Source organism: Sedimentibacter sp. MB31-C6, from assembly GCF_035934735.1.
In the GTDB taxonomy this organism is placed as follows: domain Bacteria; phylum Bacillota; class Clostridia; order Tissierellales; family Sedimentibacteraceae; genus Sedimentibacter.
On the sequence record NZ_CP142396.1, the window covers coordinates 1,940,213 to 1,959,475 of the forward strand.

Sequence of the window (19,263 nt, forward strand, 5' to 3'; positions counted from 1 at the left end):
TATAATATTACTTACTTTAAATTAAATTAACATACTCTCTCCTAATATGGAGAGAGTATGTTATATTTGTTTTGGAAGATGAAATTTAAGTACAAAATTAAACCAACTAAACAATATTATTCCCTTTAATATAGATGAAATACTAATACTCCACCATACTCCAGATAATCCTAATAATGTAGAACTAAGAATAATTGCCATTGGAATTCTTAATAAATTTAATATAATTCCGTTTATTGTTGGTGGTAGTGTTTTGCCTATTCCATTAAATGCTCCAGCAGTTCCAATTTCAATACTCATGAAAAATTGAGATAGACCTAAAATTCTTAAATAATTTATACCTTCTTTAATTGCTATAGGGTCATTAGGTACAAACAAGGAAATTAATAATTCAGCAGCAAATATTAATAACAATGTTGCAAACATCCCTATTCCACCTACGATTTGCATTCCCTGAAAATAACCATCCTTAATTCTATTAAATTTCTTAGCACCATAGTTTTGTCCTACAAAGGCTGATATGGCTGAAGAAAATCCTTCTGAAGTCATCCAAGAAATGGATTCAATTTGAGAGCCTATGCTTTGTACTGCAACTGCTACTGGTCCAAAGCCTGCAATTATTTTAGTAATTATCATGCTGATAACTGCATGTAATCCTGTTTGAAGAAATGGTGGTACACCAAGTTTCATTATACTTTTCATAATTTTTGCGTCAGGTTTTTTTAATAAATTAGTATGTGAGTATATGGTGTTATTAGCTTTACCTATTATAATAAATATTATTGTTACTATAAATTGTGATGTGATTGTTGCAATAGCTGCACCATTTACTCCTAATTGAGGTATTGGTCCCAGTCCAAAGATAAATAGTGGGTCAATTACAATATTGGTAATTAGTCCTATTGTATTTATTTTAAATGGAGTAATACTGTTTCCGGTACTGTTTAAAATTACTGAGAAAATTGGATTTAAAAAATGAAAAGTTATACCTATAGAAATAATAGATAAATATTCTACAGCCATTTTAATAACATCTATATCATTTAAGTTAAAAAACCTTATTATATTTTGTCTAAATACAAATAAAAATAAGGAATATAAAATAGCTATAAATAAATCTAATTGAAAACCATTAGATATATATTTTTTAGCACTATCTAAATCATTTCGTCCATTGCAATGAGCCACATTAACTCCTACTCCTACTTGAGTAATCATAACTAAAGCTGCTCCGAACCACAAAAAAAAGCCTGCTGTACCAGCTGCTACTACGGCTTCAGTACTTAGTCTGCCAAGCCACATTATATCTGTTAAACTATATGCCATTTGTATAAATGAAGTTCCCATAATTGGCAAAGCTAGTTTTACTAAAGTACTACGTATATTACCTTCAATTAAATTTAAATTGTTGTTCATATATTTTACCTTTCAGTTAGTATATTATTACTAGTAAGTTTAACTGAAAATAATATTTTGTACAAGCATAATTTTTCTTATGAATTCGTAAGTGTCATATTTATTTGCAATCATGTACCAAAAATAGATGAAAGTGTTAATGTAGATTTGGAACTATATTTAAGTAGTGTCGTCTAACTTAGTGTAACAAAATTATATACGAGGAGATTTATAATGAAAAAAATACTTTTATTATTTTTAGCGCTAATTCTAGTTTTTAGCATAACTGCATGTCAATCAGAAAGCGCTGATACAAATCCAGATGAAAATATCGAAGAAAATACTAATCTTGAGGGTAGTCTTGAGAGTATTTTAGATAAGATATATGATAATGCTAATGTTAGCGATTCATTCAAAGAATATATTGATTCTGGGTTACAAACAGTTGAGATTACATCTGAGGAGAGTGGATACTTCCTTGGAAAAGATAGTATTGAGTTTGAATCTGCAATTGCTTCTGAACCTATTATGTCAGCATCTGCATATTCATTATGTTTGTTACGTGTCAAAGAAGATGCTGATATTGAAAAAATTAAATCTGATATTAAAGAAAATGTTGATCCACAAAAATGGGTATGTGTAGGAGTTGATCCAGATAAGGTAATAGTAGATAATATAGATGACGTTATAATTCTTATCATGAGTGATGATGAAGGAAAAGCGCTACATGATTCATTTCTTGAATTAAAGTAATATTATGCTGTTTTCAAGTATTAGTTTTTTATATTACTTTTTACCAGTAGTTTTAATACTGTACTTTGTAGTTCCCTGGAAATTGAAAAATTCTATTTTGTTATTGGCTAGTTTGTTTTTCTATTTTTATGGCGAACCGATGTATTCGATATTAATGATATTTTCATCTGTTTCAGGGTATTTACACGGGTTATTGATTTATAAAATGAGGAGGAGCCGGTATGCAAAAATACCGGTTATCTCCTCTATTATTGTAAGTATTGGTTTGTTGCTTTTTTTTAAGTATATAGACTTCTTTATTGAAAATATAAACTGGGCTTTAAATGAAAAAATTGCTATGTTAAATTTAGTTTTGCCAATTGGGATTAGCTTTTATACATTTCAGATTTTATCATATACAATTGATGTATATAAAGGAAAAGCTAATGTCCAAAGAAACTTTTTGAATTTTGCAACATATGTTTCGCTTTTTCCTCAACTTATAGCAGGGCCAATAGTACGTTATACTACTATTGAAGCTGAAATAGCAAGTCGTAAACATTCTGTAGCAAACATTGCCTATGGAATTAACCGTTTTATTTTGGGGTTATCAAAAAAGGTTATTTTAGCAAATACACTAGGTGAATTGGTAAACATTTTTACTAATATAGGAGAAAGGACAGTTTTATTTTATTGGATTTCTGCCATAGCATTTATGTTACAGATATACTTTGATTTTTCTGGTTATAGTGACATGGCAATTGGTTTAGGTAGAATATTTGGATTTCATTTTCTTGAGAATTTTGATTACCCATACATTTCGAAAAGTATATCAGAGTTTTGGAGAAGATGGCATATATCCCTTGGTACATGGTTTAGAGACTATGTTTATATTCCAATGGGAGGTAATCGTGTAAGTAAATTGAAATGGATTCGTAATATTATCGTTGTATGGTTTTTGACAGGCTTTTGGCATGGAGCTCAATGGAATTTTATTATCTGGGGATTATACTTTGCAATACTATTAGTTCTAGAAAAATATTTTATAATAAATCTTTTGAATAGATTACCGTCCATTGTTGGTCACATTTATTTATTGTTTTTTATAACTATTAGTTTCGTAATATTTAATGCTAATGGTATGCTAGAAGGAATAGAAAGCATTAAAGGAATGTTTGGTTTACTCAATATACCATTATCTAGTGCGGAGACCATTTATTATTTGAAAAGTTATGGATTTATTTTAATTATTGCAGCATTTGGATCTGTACCTCTGATGAAAAAAATTATTAAAAAGATAAAAAGCTATAGTTATGGAAACCTAACCTTAAATGTTATTGAGCCGATAGTTCAGATATTATTACTTTTACTTGTTACAGGGTATTTAGTTGATGGTTCTTTCAATCCATTTTTATATTTTCGTTTTTAGCAGAGAGAGAGTTTAAAAGTATGAAAAATAATATAAAAAATATAATAGTAATTGTTTGTTTTATTACGATTATCACAGGTTTTATGTTGATTAATATTATAATCCCTGATGATGAAGTTTCGTATTATGAACGACGCAGACTAGCAGTAGTACCATTATATTCAAAAGAAAAACTATTTAATGGAAAATTGTTCGAAGAATTTGATAAGTATACTCTTGACCAATTTGTATTTCGCGATGTATTTAGAGGATTTAAAGCATTTAGTAAATATTATATATTAAATCAAAAGGATAATAATGATATTTATCTTATAGATGGAAATATCTATAAGATGGAATATCCCTTAGATGAAAATTCAATAATTAGTGCTGCTGAAAAGTTAAATTATATTTATAGCAAATACCTACAAGGCATGAATGTATTTTATGCTGTAATTCCTGATAAAAATTATTTTGTTGCCGCTCAGAATGGATATCTTTCAATGGATTATAATAGAATGAAGGAAATTATGAGTCAAAATGTTAATAATATGAGTTATATAGATTTGTTTGATTCTTTGAATATAGAAGATTATTATCATACAGATATTCATTGGAGTCAAGATAAAATAATAGATATTGCCGACAAAATTTTAATGAAAATGGGAAATGATGCTAGGGCTTCTAATAATATTTATAGAAAGAATGAGCTTTATCCTTTTTACGGTTCGTATTATGGTCAAGCTGCATTGAATGTGGAACCAGATACCTTGGTATACTTAACAAATGATATGATAGAAAATTCCATTGTATACGATTATCAATATAAAACCTACAGTAATGTATATATGTTAGATAAGTTTGGAGAAATGGATTCGTATGATGTTTTTCTTTCTGGAGCAACACCGTTAATTTCAATTGAGAATTCTGAAAGTACGACAAATAAAGAATTAATAATATTTCGCGATTCTTTTGGAAGTAGTATTGCACCTTTATTACTTGAAGGGTACTCTAAAATAACGATGATTGATATTCGATATATTACGACTGACTTATTAGGAGACTTTATTGACTTTTCACAAAAACAAGATGTGTTATTTCTTTACAACACTCAGATTCTAAATAATAGCTCAATGCTTAAGTAATGTAAGTAAAATAGACAAAATTTTACAAAACTTGACAAAACTTTCACTATCACTTATAATAAATTGAAAATGTTTCCTAAATTTTTAATTAAATTAGTGACTGCTTTATTTGTGATAATATTGTAATAATTTTAAAACAATATTATATAGCAAATCTAAACCAGCTAAAAGACCTTTATAAGGTTTTATTTTAGTTGGTTTTTCTTTTTAGTTTTTTAAAAATTTTTAAAAGAGAGGTATTAGGCATAGTGAAAATTAGAAGAAAAGGTAAAGAAGCTACAAAGATTAAGGGAAAAAAAGTTACGACAATAAGAGGCAAACTAGTAAGGGTTATATTTATAGCTTGTTTAGTGCTGTTGACTGGAGCAGGTATTTTAATAACAAATAATGTTCGTAAAGAATATGATAACACTAAAAAAGAGTTATTACTAGAGAAAGCAATGAGAGTGAGTGGTGAAGCAGATGCATATCTTAAACGGTACACAACAGTTGCGGAAGTAGTAGCATCTAATGCAACAATTAAAGATTATTTGGTTACTACTCAAAATGGTACAAGTGTTAAAACCAATAAAAACTTTGATGCAGTCCTTAAAATATTAAGAGACACTCAAAAAGAATTTGGTGATGTTATTAGTTCTGTTTATGTTGTAGAGGATAATCCTTCAAGTTATATAACATCATCTCACACAGTCGTAAATGAGGATGTAGATGTAACTCAAAAAGTATATTATAAAACAATAATAGATGGATTAATACATATATCTGAGCCTTATGTTGCTGCTAACACTGGCAATATGACAGTTGCAATATCAGTTCCTGTAATTGTAAACAATCAAGTGGTTGGTGAAGTATGTGCTGATATTGAAATAGTAGACCTTGAGAAAATAACTGGTGACAATAAATTTGGTGATAGTGGTTATTTCACACTTTTGACAAGTGATAACAATATTGCATATAGTAAAAATGAAGATATAATTCTAAAGAATATTACTGAAGCTGATTTAGATGATAAATTGATAAATGCTATTAATGAAAGTTATACTGAAATAATTGAATATGAGGATAATGGCATAGAAAGTGTAGGTATAATAAATAATATAGGGGATACAGGTTGGAAACTAGTAGCATCAATGAGCAGTGATGAATTTTCAGAAGCCACAGTAAAATTATCAAATACTATAGTTGGTGAATTTATAATTGTAGGACTAATACTGCTAATACTAATCTTTGTTATGATAACTAAGATGACAAGACCAATTAAAGAGGTTCAAATTGTTGCTGATAAGCTGGCTAATGGAGATCTTGATGTTGATATAAATGTATCATCAAATGATGAAGTAGGAAAGTTAGCAGATTCAATAAGTAGTTTAACAGATAGATTGAAGAAATATATTGATTATATTGATGAAAGTTCACAAGTGTTGAATCAATTTGCAGCTGGAGATTTAAGATTAAATTTAAAATATGATTATACAGGTGAATTTGAAAAACTCAAAAAAGCATTAGTAAATGTTAGTGAGATGCAAAAGCAAGTAATAAGTGAAATAAAAGAATCTTCTGATTCTATTAATAGTAGTGCTGGACAAATAGCATCAGGGTCAACAGTAACTTCACAAGGAGCAACAGAACAAGCAAGTGCTATCGAAGAGTTATCAGCAGAAATAAATGAAATGTTTACTGCAGTTAATAATACTGCTGGCAAAGCAATGCAAGCGGGAGATAAATCAGAAAGAGCATCAAATGAAGTAAGCAATGGAAATGATAAAATGAAAGAACTATTAACCGCTATGAATGAAATAAGCAATTCATCAAGTGAAATAGGAAAGATAATTAAAGTTATTGATGATATAGCTTTTCAAACAAATATATTAGCACTTAACGCTGCAGTAGAAGCAGCACGTGCTGGTTCAGCAGGAAAGGGATTTGCTGTAGTGGCAGATGAAGTTAGGAATTTGGCTGGAAAATCTGCAGAGGCTGCTAAGCAAACTACAGATTTAATTGAGAATTCAATAACTGCTATTAATAAAGGAACAATTTTAGCAGATGAAACAGGAAATTCTTTAATGGAAATAGTAAGTTCAACAAATGATGCAAGCCGATTAATATCTGAAATAGCACAAATGTCAGAGGAACAAACAGTAGCAATTAATCAAATAAAGACAGGTGTGGAACAAGTGTCTTCTGTTGTTCAAGAAAACGCAGCTTCTGCAGAAGCCTCAGCAGCTAATAGTGAGGAATTAGCAGCTCAAGTTGAAAGATTAAATGAGATGATAAGTAAATTTAAATTGAATTAATATGAAAGTTTTAAGTATATAAAATTATTTTAATTCACTTCAGCATTCGACAAATTGAATAGTCGAATGCTGATTTTTTGTTTTTGTGAAGTTGCAAATTAAATTATTGCGTTATTAACTATTTAATACTATTTAGGGAATAAGAACTAGTTAATAAGGAAATAATGAATTTTAATAAGTATTAGTTTTAAAAATATGTTAAAAACCATTATTTACTAGTTAGGAGACAAGTTATGAATAGTCAAAAGAAAAAATTTCAATTTCCATCTGCATTTACGGTTTTGTTTATCATATTGATATTGGCTGGGGTATTAACTTATATAGTTCCAGCAGGTCTTTATTCAAGACTATCATATGATACAGATGAGAATATTTTCATAGTCGAAAATCAAAATGGGGAAAATGATACGCTTCCAGCTACTCAAGAAACACTGGATAGTTTAAATATAAGGATGAATGTTAGTAAGTTTTTGGATGGTAGCATAAAAAAACCTATCGCAATACCAGATACTTATCAAAAAATCGAGCAATCACCTCAAGGGCTATTATCCCTTATTATTTCGCCAGTTGAAGGAGTAATGGATACTGTAGACATAATGGTATTTGTATTGATTTTAGGAGGCATTATTGGATTAATTAATAAAACTGGTACCTTTGATGCAGGTATAGCAGCATTATCTAAGAAAACTAAAGGAAAAGAATTTTTGTTAGTAGTATTTGTTTCTTTGATAATAGCTTTAGGAGGTACAACTTTTGGATTAGCTGAAGAAACCATTGCATTATATCCCATACTTATGCCGATATTTTTAGCAAGTGGCTATGATGCAATAGTATGTATTGCAGCTATATATATGGGATCTTCGGTTGGAACAATGTTTTCTACTGTAAATCCTTTCTCCGTAGTTATTGCATCTGATGCTGCTGGAATTTCTTTTAGTGAGGGACTTACATTTAGAGGAATAAGTTTAGTGCTAGCTATGTTTATAACTCTTATATATATTTATCGCTATGCTAAGAAAATAAAAAGCAATCCAAAAAATTCACTGATTTATGAAGATAAAGAAAAGATAGAAGAGAGATTTTTGAAAAATTATGATCCAAATAACGTCATAGAATTTAACTGGAGAAGGATTTTAATATTAGTTGTATTTTTGGCTGCTTTTCCAATTATGATTTGGGGTGTATCTAGTGGTGTTTGGTGGTTTTCAGAAATGTCAGCTTTATTTTTAGCAGTAGCTTTTATAATTGCATTCTTAACAGGATTTTCTGAAAGAGAAGCAGTAAATACATTTTTAGAAGGTGCTGCAGATTTAGTTGGTGTCGTTTTAATAATTGGTGTTGCAAGAGCAATTAACATTGTAATGGATAATGGAATGATTTCTGATACTTTATTAAATTATACATCGTCAATCATCGAAAACATGAATAGAGGTGTTTTTGCGGCGGTTCAAATGATTCTATTTAGCTTTTTAGGATTCTTTATACCATCTTCATCAGGTTTGGCTACATTATCAATGCCAATAATGGCTCCATTAGCAGATACTGTAGAAGTTTCAAGAGCTGTTGTTGTAACAGCATATAACTGGGGTCAAGGTTGGATGTCGTTTATAACTCCTACAGGATTAATCCTAGCAACTCTAGAAATGGTTGATGTAACATATAATAAGTGGCTAAAGTTTATATTACCGCTGATGGGTATAATAGGTATTTTTGCTATATTAATGTTAGCGCTGCAAACAATACTATAAAGATATATATATAATTTAGATTACGTAAATGATTTGAAAGTGAAGAATCTCGTATTAAACATAATTAAGAGGGATTCTTCACTTTATTTGTAATGATAGGTATTTCACTGATTTTTATATTAAAACAATAATTATTTTTTGTTTTCCAATAATTCTAAAATATTTGGAAATATTTCAATACTTCGTCTTAATATTCCATTTATATGAGCAATAATAATACCGTAATTTGTTATGGGAATATTCTGCTTAAGAGCACATTTCATACGGTATTTCATTTCACGTTCGTTAAGCATGCAACCACCACAATGTATGATAAGTTTGTACTTTGATAAATTTTCTGGATACTCCCTTCCAGAAGTAAATTCAAAATTAATATGTTTATCAGTATAGTTTTTTATCCATTCAGGTAATTTTACAGTTCCAATATCATTACATTGTCTATGGTGTGTACATCCTTCTGAAATCAGCACAAAGTCATTATCATTAAGTTTATCAATTGAAGTTACTCCTTTTACCGTCGTTTCAAGTAAACCTTTATATCTTGCCATCAAAATTGAAAAGGAAGTGAGTGGTATATCTTTTGGAGTATCATTTGAAACTTTAGCAAATACCTGACTATCAGTAATAACAAGTACAGGCTTTTTCCCTATGTTTGAGAGTAATTCAGATAATTGACATTCTTTGACAACTATTGTAGTGGCATTTGCTTCAAGTATATCACGTATAGTTTGTTGCTGAGGAAGAATCAACCTTCCTTTAGGTGCTGCTTCATCAATAGGTATAACAAGTACAACAAAATCTGTTGGTTGAATTAAATCAGCGACAATTCTAACGTTAGATACTTCTTGCATCGCTAGAGATGCAATTTTTTCTTTAAGATATTCAATTTTTATTTTTTTCTTTGCACTAACTTGAATTTCATTATCATTTATTAAGATTAAGTTTTCGATAAGATCGCATTTATTATAAACAATAATATAATTAATATTTTTTTCTTTAAAAAGTTTAATTAATTCACAATCACTTTCAGTTTTACCGATTGTGGCATCTACTATAAGCACTGCAACATCAATTTTATTCAATACCTGTTTAGTTTTTTTAATACGAAGTTCTCCTAGTTCTCCTTTATCATCAAAACCAGGAGTGTCAATAATCATAACTGGACCAATAGGCAATAGTTCCATGGATTTATATACTGGGTCTGTAGTTGTACCTTTTATTTCTGACACTAAAGCCAGTTCCTGTCCTGTAACAGCATTTACTATACTTGATTTTCCAACATTACAGTTCCCCAAAAAACCTATATGTATACGGTTTGCAGAAGGTGTATCGTTAAGTCCCATATTTTTCTCCTAAAATCTAAAGTCCCTTTTACCATTTTTAATATTAATAAGATTTTCCTGAACAATTTTTTTTACTTTATTATTAGGAATATTTTTTATTTCGTTTTGTATTATAATTTCTCCAATTTCCTTTGTGTTTGGAGAAGCATAATCTTCTAAATATTCCTTTAATGTCATAAGTGCATTGGGATGACAACAATTATGAATTTGTCCACTCTTACAAAGGCTCATAAATCTATCTCCTGTCCTGCCTTCACGATAGCATGCAGTGCAAAAGCTAGGAATATATCCAATTTTCATAAGCCAATTTACAACTTCATCAAGTGTTCTTTGGTCACTAACATCAAATTGCTCTGATTTTTTGTCATCTGGCTCGGGTTCAGAATAACCTCCTACACTTGTTTTGGAAGCTCCGCTTATTTGAGAAATACCAAGTCTGATAACCTTCCTTCTAACTTCCTCGCTTTCTCTAGTAGAAATAATCATTCCAGTATAAGGTACTGATACGCGGATGCATGCACATAATTTTGCAAAAATGTCATCACTGATGCCATTATCAAATACATCTGGGTCAATATCATCTGCATGTTTAATACGGGGAACGCTTATTGTATGGGGACCAACTCCATGTACGGCTTCAAGATGTTCTGCATGCATGAGAAGAGCAGCGAATTCATATTTATATAGTTCAAGTCCAAATAATACTCCTAGACCTACATCATCGATTCCGCCTTCCATTGCTCTATCCATAGCTTCAGTATGATAAGCATAATCATGTTTAGGACCTGTAGGGTGAAGTGTTTCATAACTTTTTTTATGGTATGTTTCTTGAAATAATATATAAGTACCTATACCTGCATTTTTTAATTTTTTGTAATTTTCTACTGTTGTTGCTGCAATATTCACATTTACACGGCGTATCGCCCCGTTTTTATGTTTGATACTGTAAATTGTATTAATACATTCTAGAATATATTCCATAGGGTTCATAATGGGATCCTCACCTGATTCAATTGCAAGGCGTTTATGTCCCATATCTTGAAGGGCAGTTACTTCTCTAACGATTTCTTCTTGAGTAAGTTTTTTTCTGACTATATGTTTATTTTTCAAATGATATGGACAATAAACACACCCGTTAATGCAATAATTAGAAAGATATAAAGGAGCAAACATTACAATACGATTTCCATAAAAATCCTTTTTAATTTGTTCTGCAAGATTGTATACTTCATTGATTTTTTCGGGTATTTGACATGCAAGTAAAACTGAAGCCTCTCTATGAGTAAGTCCTTTATGAAGTTTGGCTTTTTCGATGATTTCATCAATAAGCTTAATGTTGTTTTTATTTTTTTCTGCATAAGCTAGTGATTCTTGCACTTCTTCATGGTTAATAAACTCTTCTGCTTTTAATGACTTTGGATTATACATAATATTTTCCTTTCTTTTGAGTCAGATAAACTTCCTCATTAGTTAATAAATTTTATATATATTTACAGTCGCCTCTTGAGACAACTAATTTGTATCCGATATTTTCTATTCTTTTTTGCAAGCATGTTCTACATTCTGCGGCTTCATCTTTAGTACAGATTTTATTATCATAAAGCATATACTTTTTTCTAACATCTTTAGGTGAAAGATTTGGCATTACTACATTAGCGCCAGCAAGAATACCAAGTTCTCTACCTTTAGGATGTATTGTACCTAGAGCAGTTGTGGCAGGAAGTAAAACTTCTGGTAACATAAGTCTTATGATACTCAGGACAATTAGTGTCATTTGAAGTGTACCGGCTTTTTTGTCTGCAAAAGGTGTATCTTTACTAGGTATAAAAGGCCCAATGCCTACCATGTGTGGCTTTAATTTTTTTATAAAGATTAAGTCTTCTACAATACATTCTATAGTTTGAAATGGTGATCCTACCATAAAGCCACATCCTACCTGATAACCTATTTCTTTAAGGTTATAAAGGCATTTCTTTCTGTTTCTTAGTGAAAGAGTTGAAGGGTGAAGCTTTGAATAATGATCATTATTAGCAGTTTCATGGCGGAGAAGATACCTGTCAGCACCTGCATTATGTAACATTTTGTAACTATTATAATTTTTTTCTCCTAAAGATAGAGTAATTGCACAATCTGGATAAGTTGTCCTAATAGTACTAACTATATCTGCCATAATATCATCGTTATAATAAAAGTCTTCTCCACCTTGTAGAACGAAAGTACGAAATCCAAGTTTATATCCTGCATTGCAACATTCAAGTATTTGTTCTTTTGTAAGACGGTATCTTTCTGCATTTCTGTTGCTTTTTCTTATTCCACAGTAATAACAGTCGTTTTTGCAGTGATTTGTTAATTCTATAAGACCTCGCATATAAATATCATATCCATAACTTTGATTACTAATTAATCTTGCTTTTTCAAACAGATAATTTGATGATTCTTTAGTACTATTTTTTACTAGAAAATATAATTCATCATATGATAGATTATGTTTTCTTGATAGTTTGTCAATTAAATTATTCATAAAATTTCTTCCATATTTGTATTAATATTTGAATATGCTGTTTTAGCACTTACGCCATTTAATTTGCCGATTTTACCGGATAATGCACTGATGATATCTTGTGGAGCATCTATAGCAACACTTATTATATTGATTTTTTTTTCACGATATGGAATACCCATTCTACCAATTATATAATTACCATATTCATGTAGAAGGATATTAAGTTTCTCAACAGACTCTATGTTTTCAACGATGATTCCAATTAGTGCTACTCTTGTTTTCATAATCCACCTCTTGTGTAATAATAAAAAAGCGTCTGTGAAAGACGCAACTATCCCTTAACGTTTTGGATTGCAGACTTTCACCTCAAAGTAATTTCAGTGTTAGAAACAATAATAAATTCTTACTTTGTTAAAAGAAATTCTCTTAACTCAGATACATAGATAATAACATAATGTTAAATTATTGTCAATATATTATAAAAGTTTTTGTTTGTGTTGACATCTAAAAAGGTAATGTGTATAATTACAGTGAAAATAATAAGAAAAGAAAGGGCAAGGTATCTGTAGATATGAAGTAATCCATTTATTAAATTGATAAAATAAAACAAAAAAACCTTATAGAACTATATTACAGAGGTTTTATTATTGTACATTTTATTTATATTTATGGGTGGATAGTATTTTTGCTATTGATAGCTTGCTTATTTATTTATTTTAATTTTAAAGGATTTTTAATTGTTAATATGCAATTTTTTAATTGCTAGTTAAATTTATTATGTTTTAAAGTTATTATAAAGTTATACTATCCTCCTAAAATAAGGGAGGATTTTTTATGTTATTAATTGAATGTAATAAAATTAAGAAGTATTTTGGAGATAGGTTAATATTAGATATTGAAAAATTGAGAATTTACTCAGAGGACAGAATAGGAATAGTTGGAATAAATGGAGCTGGAAAAACTACTTTAATTAACATATTAAGTAAAAGGCTAGAGTCAGATGAAGGCTGGGTAAAATCATATGGAAAGCATGGTTATATTTCACAGTTAGAATCACCAGACAATAATATTATAAGTGCAGAAATTGCATCAAAATTTGGTATTGAATCAAATTGGAATGATAAAATGAGCGGTGGAGAAAAAACAAGATTTAAACTTGCAGGGGCTTTAGATAATAAAAGTGCTATAATATTTGCAGATGAACCTACCAGTAATTTGGATATAGAAGGCATTGAGCTTTTAGAGGAAAAATTAAGTGATTATAATGGTGGTTTGATTTTAATTTCTCATGACCGAAATTTTTTAGATAAGTTGTGCAACAAAATTATAGAAATTGAAAATGGTAAAATAGAAATTTATAATGGAAATTATAGTTTTTATAGAAATCAAAAAAATCAAGAAAAAGAAAGAGTTCGATTTGAATATGAAGAATATATAAAAGAGAAAAAGCGACTTGAAGAAGTTATTAAAGAAAAAAAACAGAAATCTAAAAGTATCAAAAGAGCTCCGAAAAGGATGGGAAACTCAGAAGCAAGACTTCATAAAATGGGAGGTCAAAAGGCAAAAGCTAATCTTGATAGGGCAGTAAAAAATGTAAAAAAAAGAATAGAAAATCTTGAAACTAAAGAAAAACCCATAGGGCAATCTGGAATAAAGTTGGATATTATGGATTCCAACAAACTTCATAGCAAAATTATAATAGAAGGTAAAAATATTAACAAGAAATTTGAAGAAAAAATTATTTTTAAAAATGCTGAATTTAATATATATAATAATGCAAAGATTGCATTAATTGGTCCTAATGGTTGTGGAAAAACCACTTTAATTAATATGATATTAAATAATGAAAATAATATTAAAGTAGCTAAAGGTGCAAAGATAGGGTACTTTAGTCAGGACATGAATATATTGAAGAATAACTTAAGCATCATTGAAAATGTAATGGAAAGCAGCATTTATCCTGAAAGTTTTGCTAGACTATTGCTTGCTAGGTTATTATTTAAAGGTGAAACAATATATAAAAAGATTGATGTTTTAAGTGGAGGAGAACGAGTAAAGGTTTCTTTTGCGAAGATATTATTACAAGATATTAATTTGCTTATATTAGATGAACCAACAAATTATATTGATATTAATGCTTTAGAAGTTATAGAGGAAACCCTAAAAGAATATGATAGGACATTACTATTTGTTTCTCATGATAGAAAATTTGTAGAAGCTGTAGCTAATCAAATAATGACAATAGAAGACAAAAAAATAAAAATATTTATGGGTACTTATAAAGAGTATTTGTCTAGAAAGAACAATTTAAATAGAAATAAAGAGGACCGAGCTACAAAAATTATACTTTTAGAGAATCGACTTTCGGAAGTTATAGGAAAATTGTCAATGCCGGCTAAACAAAATGACTTAGAAATTTTAAATGAGGAATATAATGAAATAGTAGAAGAACTTAAAAGATTAAAAAATTGATAGAAATTTTTCTATCAATTTTTCTTTAAATCAACTATAATGTTATCATATGATAAAGTTTGATATACATGTTTTTTTACTTACTTAGGGAGGTAAATAATTATGTCAAAGCAATTAAAAGCAGATATAATGTTATTGTTTGTAACTTTCGGTTGGGGCATTTCATATTATCTAATTGATGTTAGTTTAGAAAATATGGGGCCATTTACTTTGAATACATATAGATTTCTAATAGCATTTGCAATTGCAATAATTTTAGCTTTTCCTAAATTTAAATTTGTATCTAAAGTTACATTGAAATATAGTTTTCTACTAGGAATTGTACTGGTTTTCGTATATGCAGGAGCTACATTTGGTGTTGAATATACAACTTTATCTAATTCAGGATTTTTGTGTGGATTATCAGTAATCATTACACCTATATTATCATGTATAATATATAAAAAGGCTCCTGAGAAGAAGGTAACACTAGCAGCCATAATGTGTTTTGTTGGAATTGGGTTGCTTACTTTAACGGATGGATTTTCTATTAATTATGAGAATTTGAAGGGCGATCTTCTATGCATAATGGGCGGATTTGCATATGCAGTTGATTTATTATTGACTGAAAGGGCAGTGTTGCATGAAGAAGTAAATCCTTTTCAACTTAGTGTCTTTCAATTAGGTGTAACAGGTTTATTTAATTTAGTTTTATCTTTTATATTTGAGTCGCCACATTTGCCGACAGAACCTAAGATTTGGGTATCTGTACTATTTTTATCTATTTTTTGTACAGGGTTAGCATTTATTATACAAGCTATTGCACAGCAATATACTAGCGCTTCTCATGTAGGTGTGATTTTTTCATTAGAAACTGTTTTTTCTGGTTTTGTTGCATTTGTAATTGCCAAGGAAATTTTAACTAAAAAATCATATCTAGGTGCTATATTAATGATTACCAGCATTTTCATTATGGAAATAGATTTTAAAGCAATAAAAGACAATAAAGATAAAAAGAAAATTCAACATACATAATTAATATATAGTATTATTATATTTTCTACAAATAATAAATCTATCAGATAATTTATCTGATAGATTTATTTTGTAACATATGTTACTTAATTTAGTGATTGTATTTGATAAAATAAATTAAAAGAATCATTAAGGTAGAGGTTTAGTAACAAAAGCATAAGTAAAAGGAGCGAAGATAAATGAATAACAAATATTTTGATATAAAAGATACAATATATAATATAACAGAAAAATATAGCGAAGCTATTGAGTTGTTAGTATCTCTAGGGTTTGACAACTTAAAAGATGAAAAAATGAGAAGAGTTTTTGGAAAATCTATAACGTTGGAAGATGCCCTTAAATTAAAGAAAATTAGTATAGACAATTTTGCAACTCAACTTGTTGATAAAATTGAAAATAATGAAAATAACTTGAATAAATTATCATCGGATAATGAAATAGTTAAAATAGCAGGAGTATTACCTTGCCCAGTTAGAGTTCCATTAACTGAATCTTTTGAGAATTGGATTTCTAGTCAGAATTTCGATTTCAAACTGGAATATGAATTAAAAGCTGCCTCTATGGGAATTGATTGGTTAGTGGAATCATTAAAGGAACAATCAAGGGATAAATTACCTGATTTATTTATTTCAGCTGGATTTGATTTATTTTTTGATAAAGAGCTATTTGGTAAATATAAAGCAGAAAATATTTTTGAAGATATAACTGATATTGAACAGTATAATGAAGATTTTCATAATGATTACATTGAACTGAAGGATCCAAATAAACAATATTCGATAATAGGAGTTGTACCGGCAGTATTTCTAGTGAATAAAGAAGTCTTAGGAAAAAGAGAAATACCTAGAGGTTGGCAAGATATATTAAAGGATGAATTTGAAAATAGCGTAAGTTTACCTATAGGTGATTTTGATCTTTTTAATGCAATTTTACTAAATATTTATAAAAGTTATGGAGATGAGGGCATTAAGAGGTTAGGTCGTAGCTTGCAAAAAAGTATGCATCCATCAGAAATGGTCAAATCACATATGAAAAAATATGAAAAACCAGCAATTACAATAATGCCTTATTTCTTTACGTGGATGGCGAAAGAAGGTAGTCCAATGGTAGCTGTTTGGCCTGAAGATGGTGCTATTATAAGTCCAATATTTATGTTGAGCAAAAAGGATAAAAGAGAAAAATTAAAATCAATTGTAGATTTCTTTGCATCAAAAGATGTAGGTGAAATATTGGAACATAATGGAAAATTTCCTAGTGTAAATCCTGAAGTTAATAATATGGTGACAAAAGACAATAAATATATGTGGCTTGGTTGGGATTATATTAAAGAAAATGATATTTCTAATTTAATAAAGAAATGTGAGGATATATTTAATAATTCTGTTAAAGGAGATGATAAACAATGAATTTAATAACTATTTCGGGACCTCCTTCTTCAGGAAAAACTTCTGTAATATTAAAAACAATAGAAGCAATTAAAAAAAGAAAGTTAAAAGTAGGAGTAGTTAAATTTGACTGTCTTTACACAGATGATGATATATTATATAAAAAGGCTGATATACCTGTTAAAAAGGGATTGTCTGGTTCCTTATGTCCAGACCATTATTTTGTAAGTAATATAGAAGAAGTAGTAGTTTGGGGGAAAAAGGAGAATTTAGATATTTTAATAACAGAAAGTGCAGGCTTGTGTAATAGATGTTCTCCTTATATTAAGGGTATTAAAGCAATCTGTGTAATAGATAATTTAAGTGGTATAAATACTCCTAAAAAAATAGGGCCTATGTTAAAAACTGCTGATATTATTGTTGTTACAAAGGGGGACATTGTATCTCAAGCAGAACGAGAGGTATTTGCTTCAAGGGTTAATTCTGTAAATCCTCAAGCTGTTATTATGTCTGTTAATGGGTTAACGGGGCAAGGAGCCTTTGAACTTAGCACTCTTATTTACGACAATGAGTTGAATATTGAAACAGTTAAAGGAAAACAATTAAAATTTTCAATGCCTTCTGCTTTATGTTCATATTGTTTAGGTGAAACAAGAATTGGAGAAGAATATCAAATGGGAAATGTAAGAAAGATGAAGATAGGAGATATTGATGATTAATTTAAAAGAACTAAAAACAAAAAAAATTAAAGAATTAGAAAACATGTATCCTTTTATATTATCTTTCTTTGAAAATAATAAATTAGATGTAAAAGGTTATGAAGAGTATACATTTCAAGAATTTATAAATCATTATACTCAAGAAGAAATAGATGAATGGGCAATGGATATACCAAAGATTTTGTCAGATTTAGAAGCTTATATTAATCAAATGATTGAGTTTCTAGGATTAGATAAAGATAAGGTAGATTCAATAACTATATTGGCTGGTAAAGATAAGTTTGGCAATAAAGAAAATTTTGACACCTTAACTATTAATAAAGGCGAGATAGTTTCCATAGTTGGACCAACAGGTTCAGGTAAGAGTAGATTGCTGGCGGATATTGAATGGGCGGCAAATAATGATACTCCTACTGAAAGAGTAATTATGATTAATGGAAAGTTACCTGATCATAGTATTAGGTATTCAACAAGTAACAAATTGGTGGCACAACTATCTCAAAATATGAATTTTGTTATGGACTTAACAGTAAAAGAGTTTTTAGAATTGCACGCAAGAAGCAGAATGGTCGAAGATGAGCAAAAAGTCATAATAAAAATAATAGAAGCTGCAAATGAATTAGCTGGTGAAAAATTTAATTTAGACACTCCTATAACAGGTTTAAGCGGTGGACAGTCAAGAGCATTAATGATTGCAGATACAGCAATTTTAAGTAAATCTCCTATAGTACTTATAGATGAAATTGAAAATGCAGGAATAGATAGAAAGAGAGCATTAAATCTTCTTGTTAATGAAGAAAAAATTGTATTGATGGCAACACATGATCCTAGTTTAGCTCTTATGGCAGATAAAAGGATTGTTATTAAAAATGGTGGAATTTATAAAGTAATAGAAACTGGAATTGAAGAAAAAGATATATTAAAAGAGTTAGAAAAAATGGATCAGGTAATCAATAATATGAGAGTAAAACTTAGAAAAGGCGAAATTATAAATACTTCCTCCGTACAGTGAATGTAGGGGGAGTTTTTATTTTAAATGGATAAACTTGGTTAATATTCTTATAATAAGTTGTGGAAAACTTAATAAAAACTAATAAAGGTTGTT

General features: G+C 29.1%; 15 protein-coding genes. 10 read left to right on the top strand and 5 right to left on the bottom strand.

The annotated features are described in order from the left end of the window. Positions 1-60: 60 nt before the first annotated feature. Entirely contained in the window at positions 61-1,416 is a 1,356-nt protein-coding gene (locus tag U8307_RS09320; protein WP_326907253.1) for an MATE family efflux transporter, read from the bottom strand. Positions 1,417-1,629: 213 nt separating this feature from the next. Here U8307_RS09320 and U8307_RS09325 point away from each other — a divergent pair, with 213 nt between their 5' ends. The 5 genes from U8307_RS09325 to U8307_RS09345 all read left to right on the top strand — a co-directional run bounded on the left by U8307_RS09325 (position 1,630) and on the right by U8307_RS09345 (position 8,722). Next, a complete protein-coding gene (locus tag U8307_RS09325) occupies positions 1,630-2,148 on the top strand; it encodes a hypothetical protein (protein WP_326907255.1) in 519 nt (172 codons plus the stop codon). A gap of 4 nt (positions 2,149-2,152) precedes the next feature. After that, positions 2,153-3,556 (top strand): MBOAT family O-acyltransferase, encoded by a 1,404-nt coding sequence (locus tag U8307_RS09330; RefSeq protein WP_326907257.1) that lies wholly within the window; start codon positions 2,153-2,155, stop codon positions 3,554-3,556. 20 nt (positions 3,557-3,576) lie between these two features. Next, a complete protein-coding gene (locus U8307_RS09335; RefSeq protein WP_326907259.1) occupies positions 3,577-4,680 on the top strand; it encodes a DHHW family protein in 1,104 nt (367 codons plus the stop codon). Between the two features lie 248 nt (positions 4,681-4,928). Further along, positions 4,929-6,974: a methyl-accepting chemotaxis protein gene (locus U8307_RS09340; protein WP_326907260.1), complete on the top strand. Its 2,046-nt coding sequence runs from the start codon at positions 4,929-4,931 to the stop codon at positions 6,972-6,974. Positions 6,975-7,207: 233 nt separating this feature from the next. Continuing rightward, positions 7,208-8,722: a YfcC family protein gene (locus tag U8307_RS09345; protein ID WP_326907261.1), complete on the top strand. Its 1,515-nt coding sequence runs from the start codon at positions 7,208-7,210 to the stop codon at positions 8,720-8,722. Between the two features lie 131 nt (positions 8,723-8,853). On the opposite strand, the gene hydF is transcribed toward U8307_RS09345, so the two are convergent. Genes hydF through U8307_RS09365 form a run of 4 tightly spaced genes read right to left on the bottom strand, consistent with a single transcriptional unit; the run spans position 8,854 to position 12,852 of the window. After that, complete coding sequence (gene hydF / locus U8307_RS09350; protein WP_326907262.1) at positions 8,854-10,065, bottom strand: [FeFe] hydrogenase H-cluster maturation GTPase HydF; 1,212 nt, start codon at positions 10,063-10,065, stop codon at positions 8,854-8,856. 9 nt (positions 10,066-10,074) lie between these two features. Continuing rightward, positions 10,075-11,493, bottom strand: coding sequence for a [FeFe] hydrogenase H-cluster radical SAM maturase HydG (gene hydG, locus U8307_RS09355; protein ID WP_326907263.1), 1,419 nt, complete (start codon positions 11,491-11,493; stop codon positions 10,075-10,077). A 52-nt stretch (positions 11,494-11,545) separates the two neighbouring features. Continuing rightward, on the bottom strand, positions 11,546-12,586 hold the full coding sequence (hydE, locus tag U8307_RS09360) for a [FeFe] hydrogenase H-cluster radical SAM maturase HydE (protein ID WP_326907265.1): 1,041 nt from the start codon (positions 12,584-12,586) through the stop codon (positions 11,546-11,548). Next, positions 12,583-12,852, bottom strand: a complete 270-nt coding sequence (locus tag U8307_RS09365; protein ID WP_326907267.1) for a TM1266 family iron-only hydrogenase system putative regulator — start codon at positions 12,850-12,852, stop codon at positions 12,583-12,585. Before U8307_RS09365 ends, hydE begins: the two co-directional genes overlap by 4 nt. A 550-nt stretch (positions 12,853-13,402) precedes the next feature. Between U8307_RS09365 and abc-f the strand changes: the two genes are divergently transcribed. From abc-f to U8307_RS09390, 5 genes are all read left to right on the top strand, one after another. Beyond that, a complete protein-coding gene (abc-f, locus tag U8307_RS09370; protein ID WP_326907268.1) occupies positions 13,403-15,040 on the top strand; it encodes a ribosomal protection-like ABC-F family protein in 1,638 nt (545 codons plus the stop codon). A 102-nt stretch (positions 15,041-15,142) separates the two neighbouring features. Beyond that, on the top strand, positions 15,143-16,054 hold the full coding sequence (locus tag U8307_RS09375) for a DMT family transporter (RefSeq protein ID WP_326907269.1): 912 nt from the start codon (positions 15,143-15,145) through the stop codon (positions 16,052-16,054). 179 nt (positions 16,055-16,233) lie between these two features. Beyond that, positions 16,234-17,460, top strand: a complete 1,227-nt coding sequence (locus U8307_RS09380) for an ABC transporter substrate-binding protein (RefSeq protein ID WP_326907270.1) — start codon at positions 16,234-16,236, stop codon at positions 17,458-17,460. Then, positions 17,457-18,158 carry a GTP-binding protein gene (locus U8307_RS09385; RefSeq protein WP_326907272.1) on the top strand — a complete coding sequence of 234 codons (702 nt, stop codon included), beginning with the start codon at positions 17,457-17,459 and terminating at the stop codon, positions 18,156-18,158. The genes U8307_RS09380 and U8307_RS09385 overlap by 4 nt, the downstream gene beginning before the upstream one ends. After that, complete coding sequence (locus U8307_RS09390) at positions 18,151-19,170, top strand: ATP-binding cassette domain-containing protein (protein ID WP_326907274.1); 1,020 nt, start codon at positions 18,151-18,153, stop codon at positions 19,168-19,170. The genes U8307_RS09385 and U8307_RS09390 overlap by 8 nt, the downstream gene beginning before the upstream one ends. Positions 19,171-19,263: the final 93 nt, after the last annotated feature.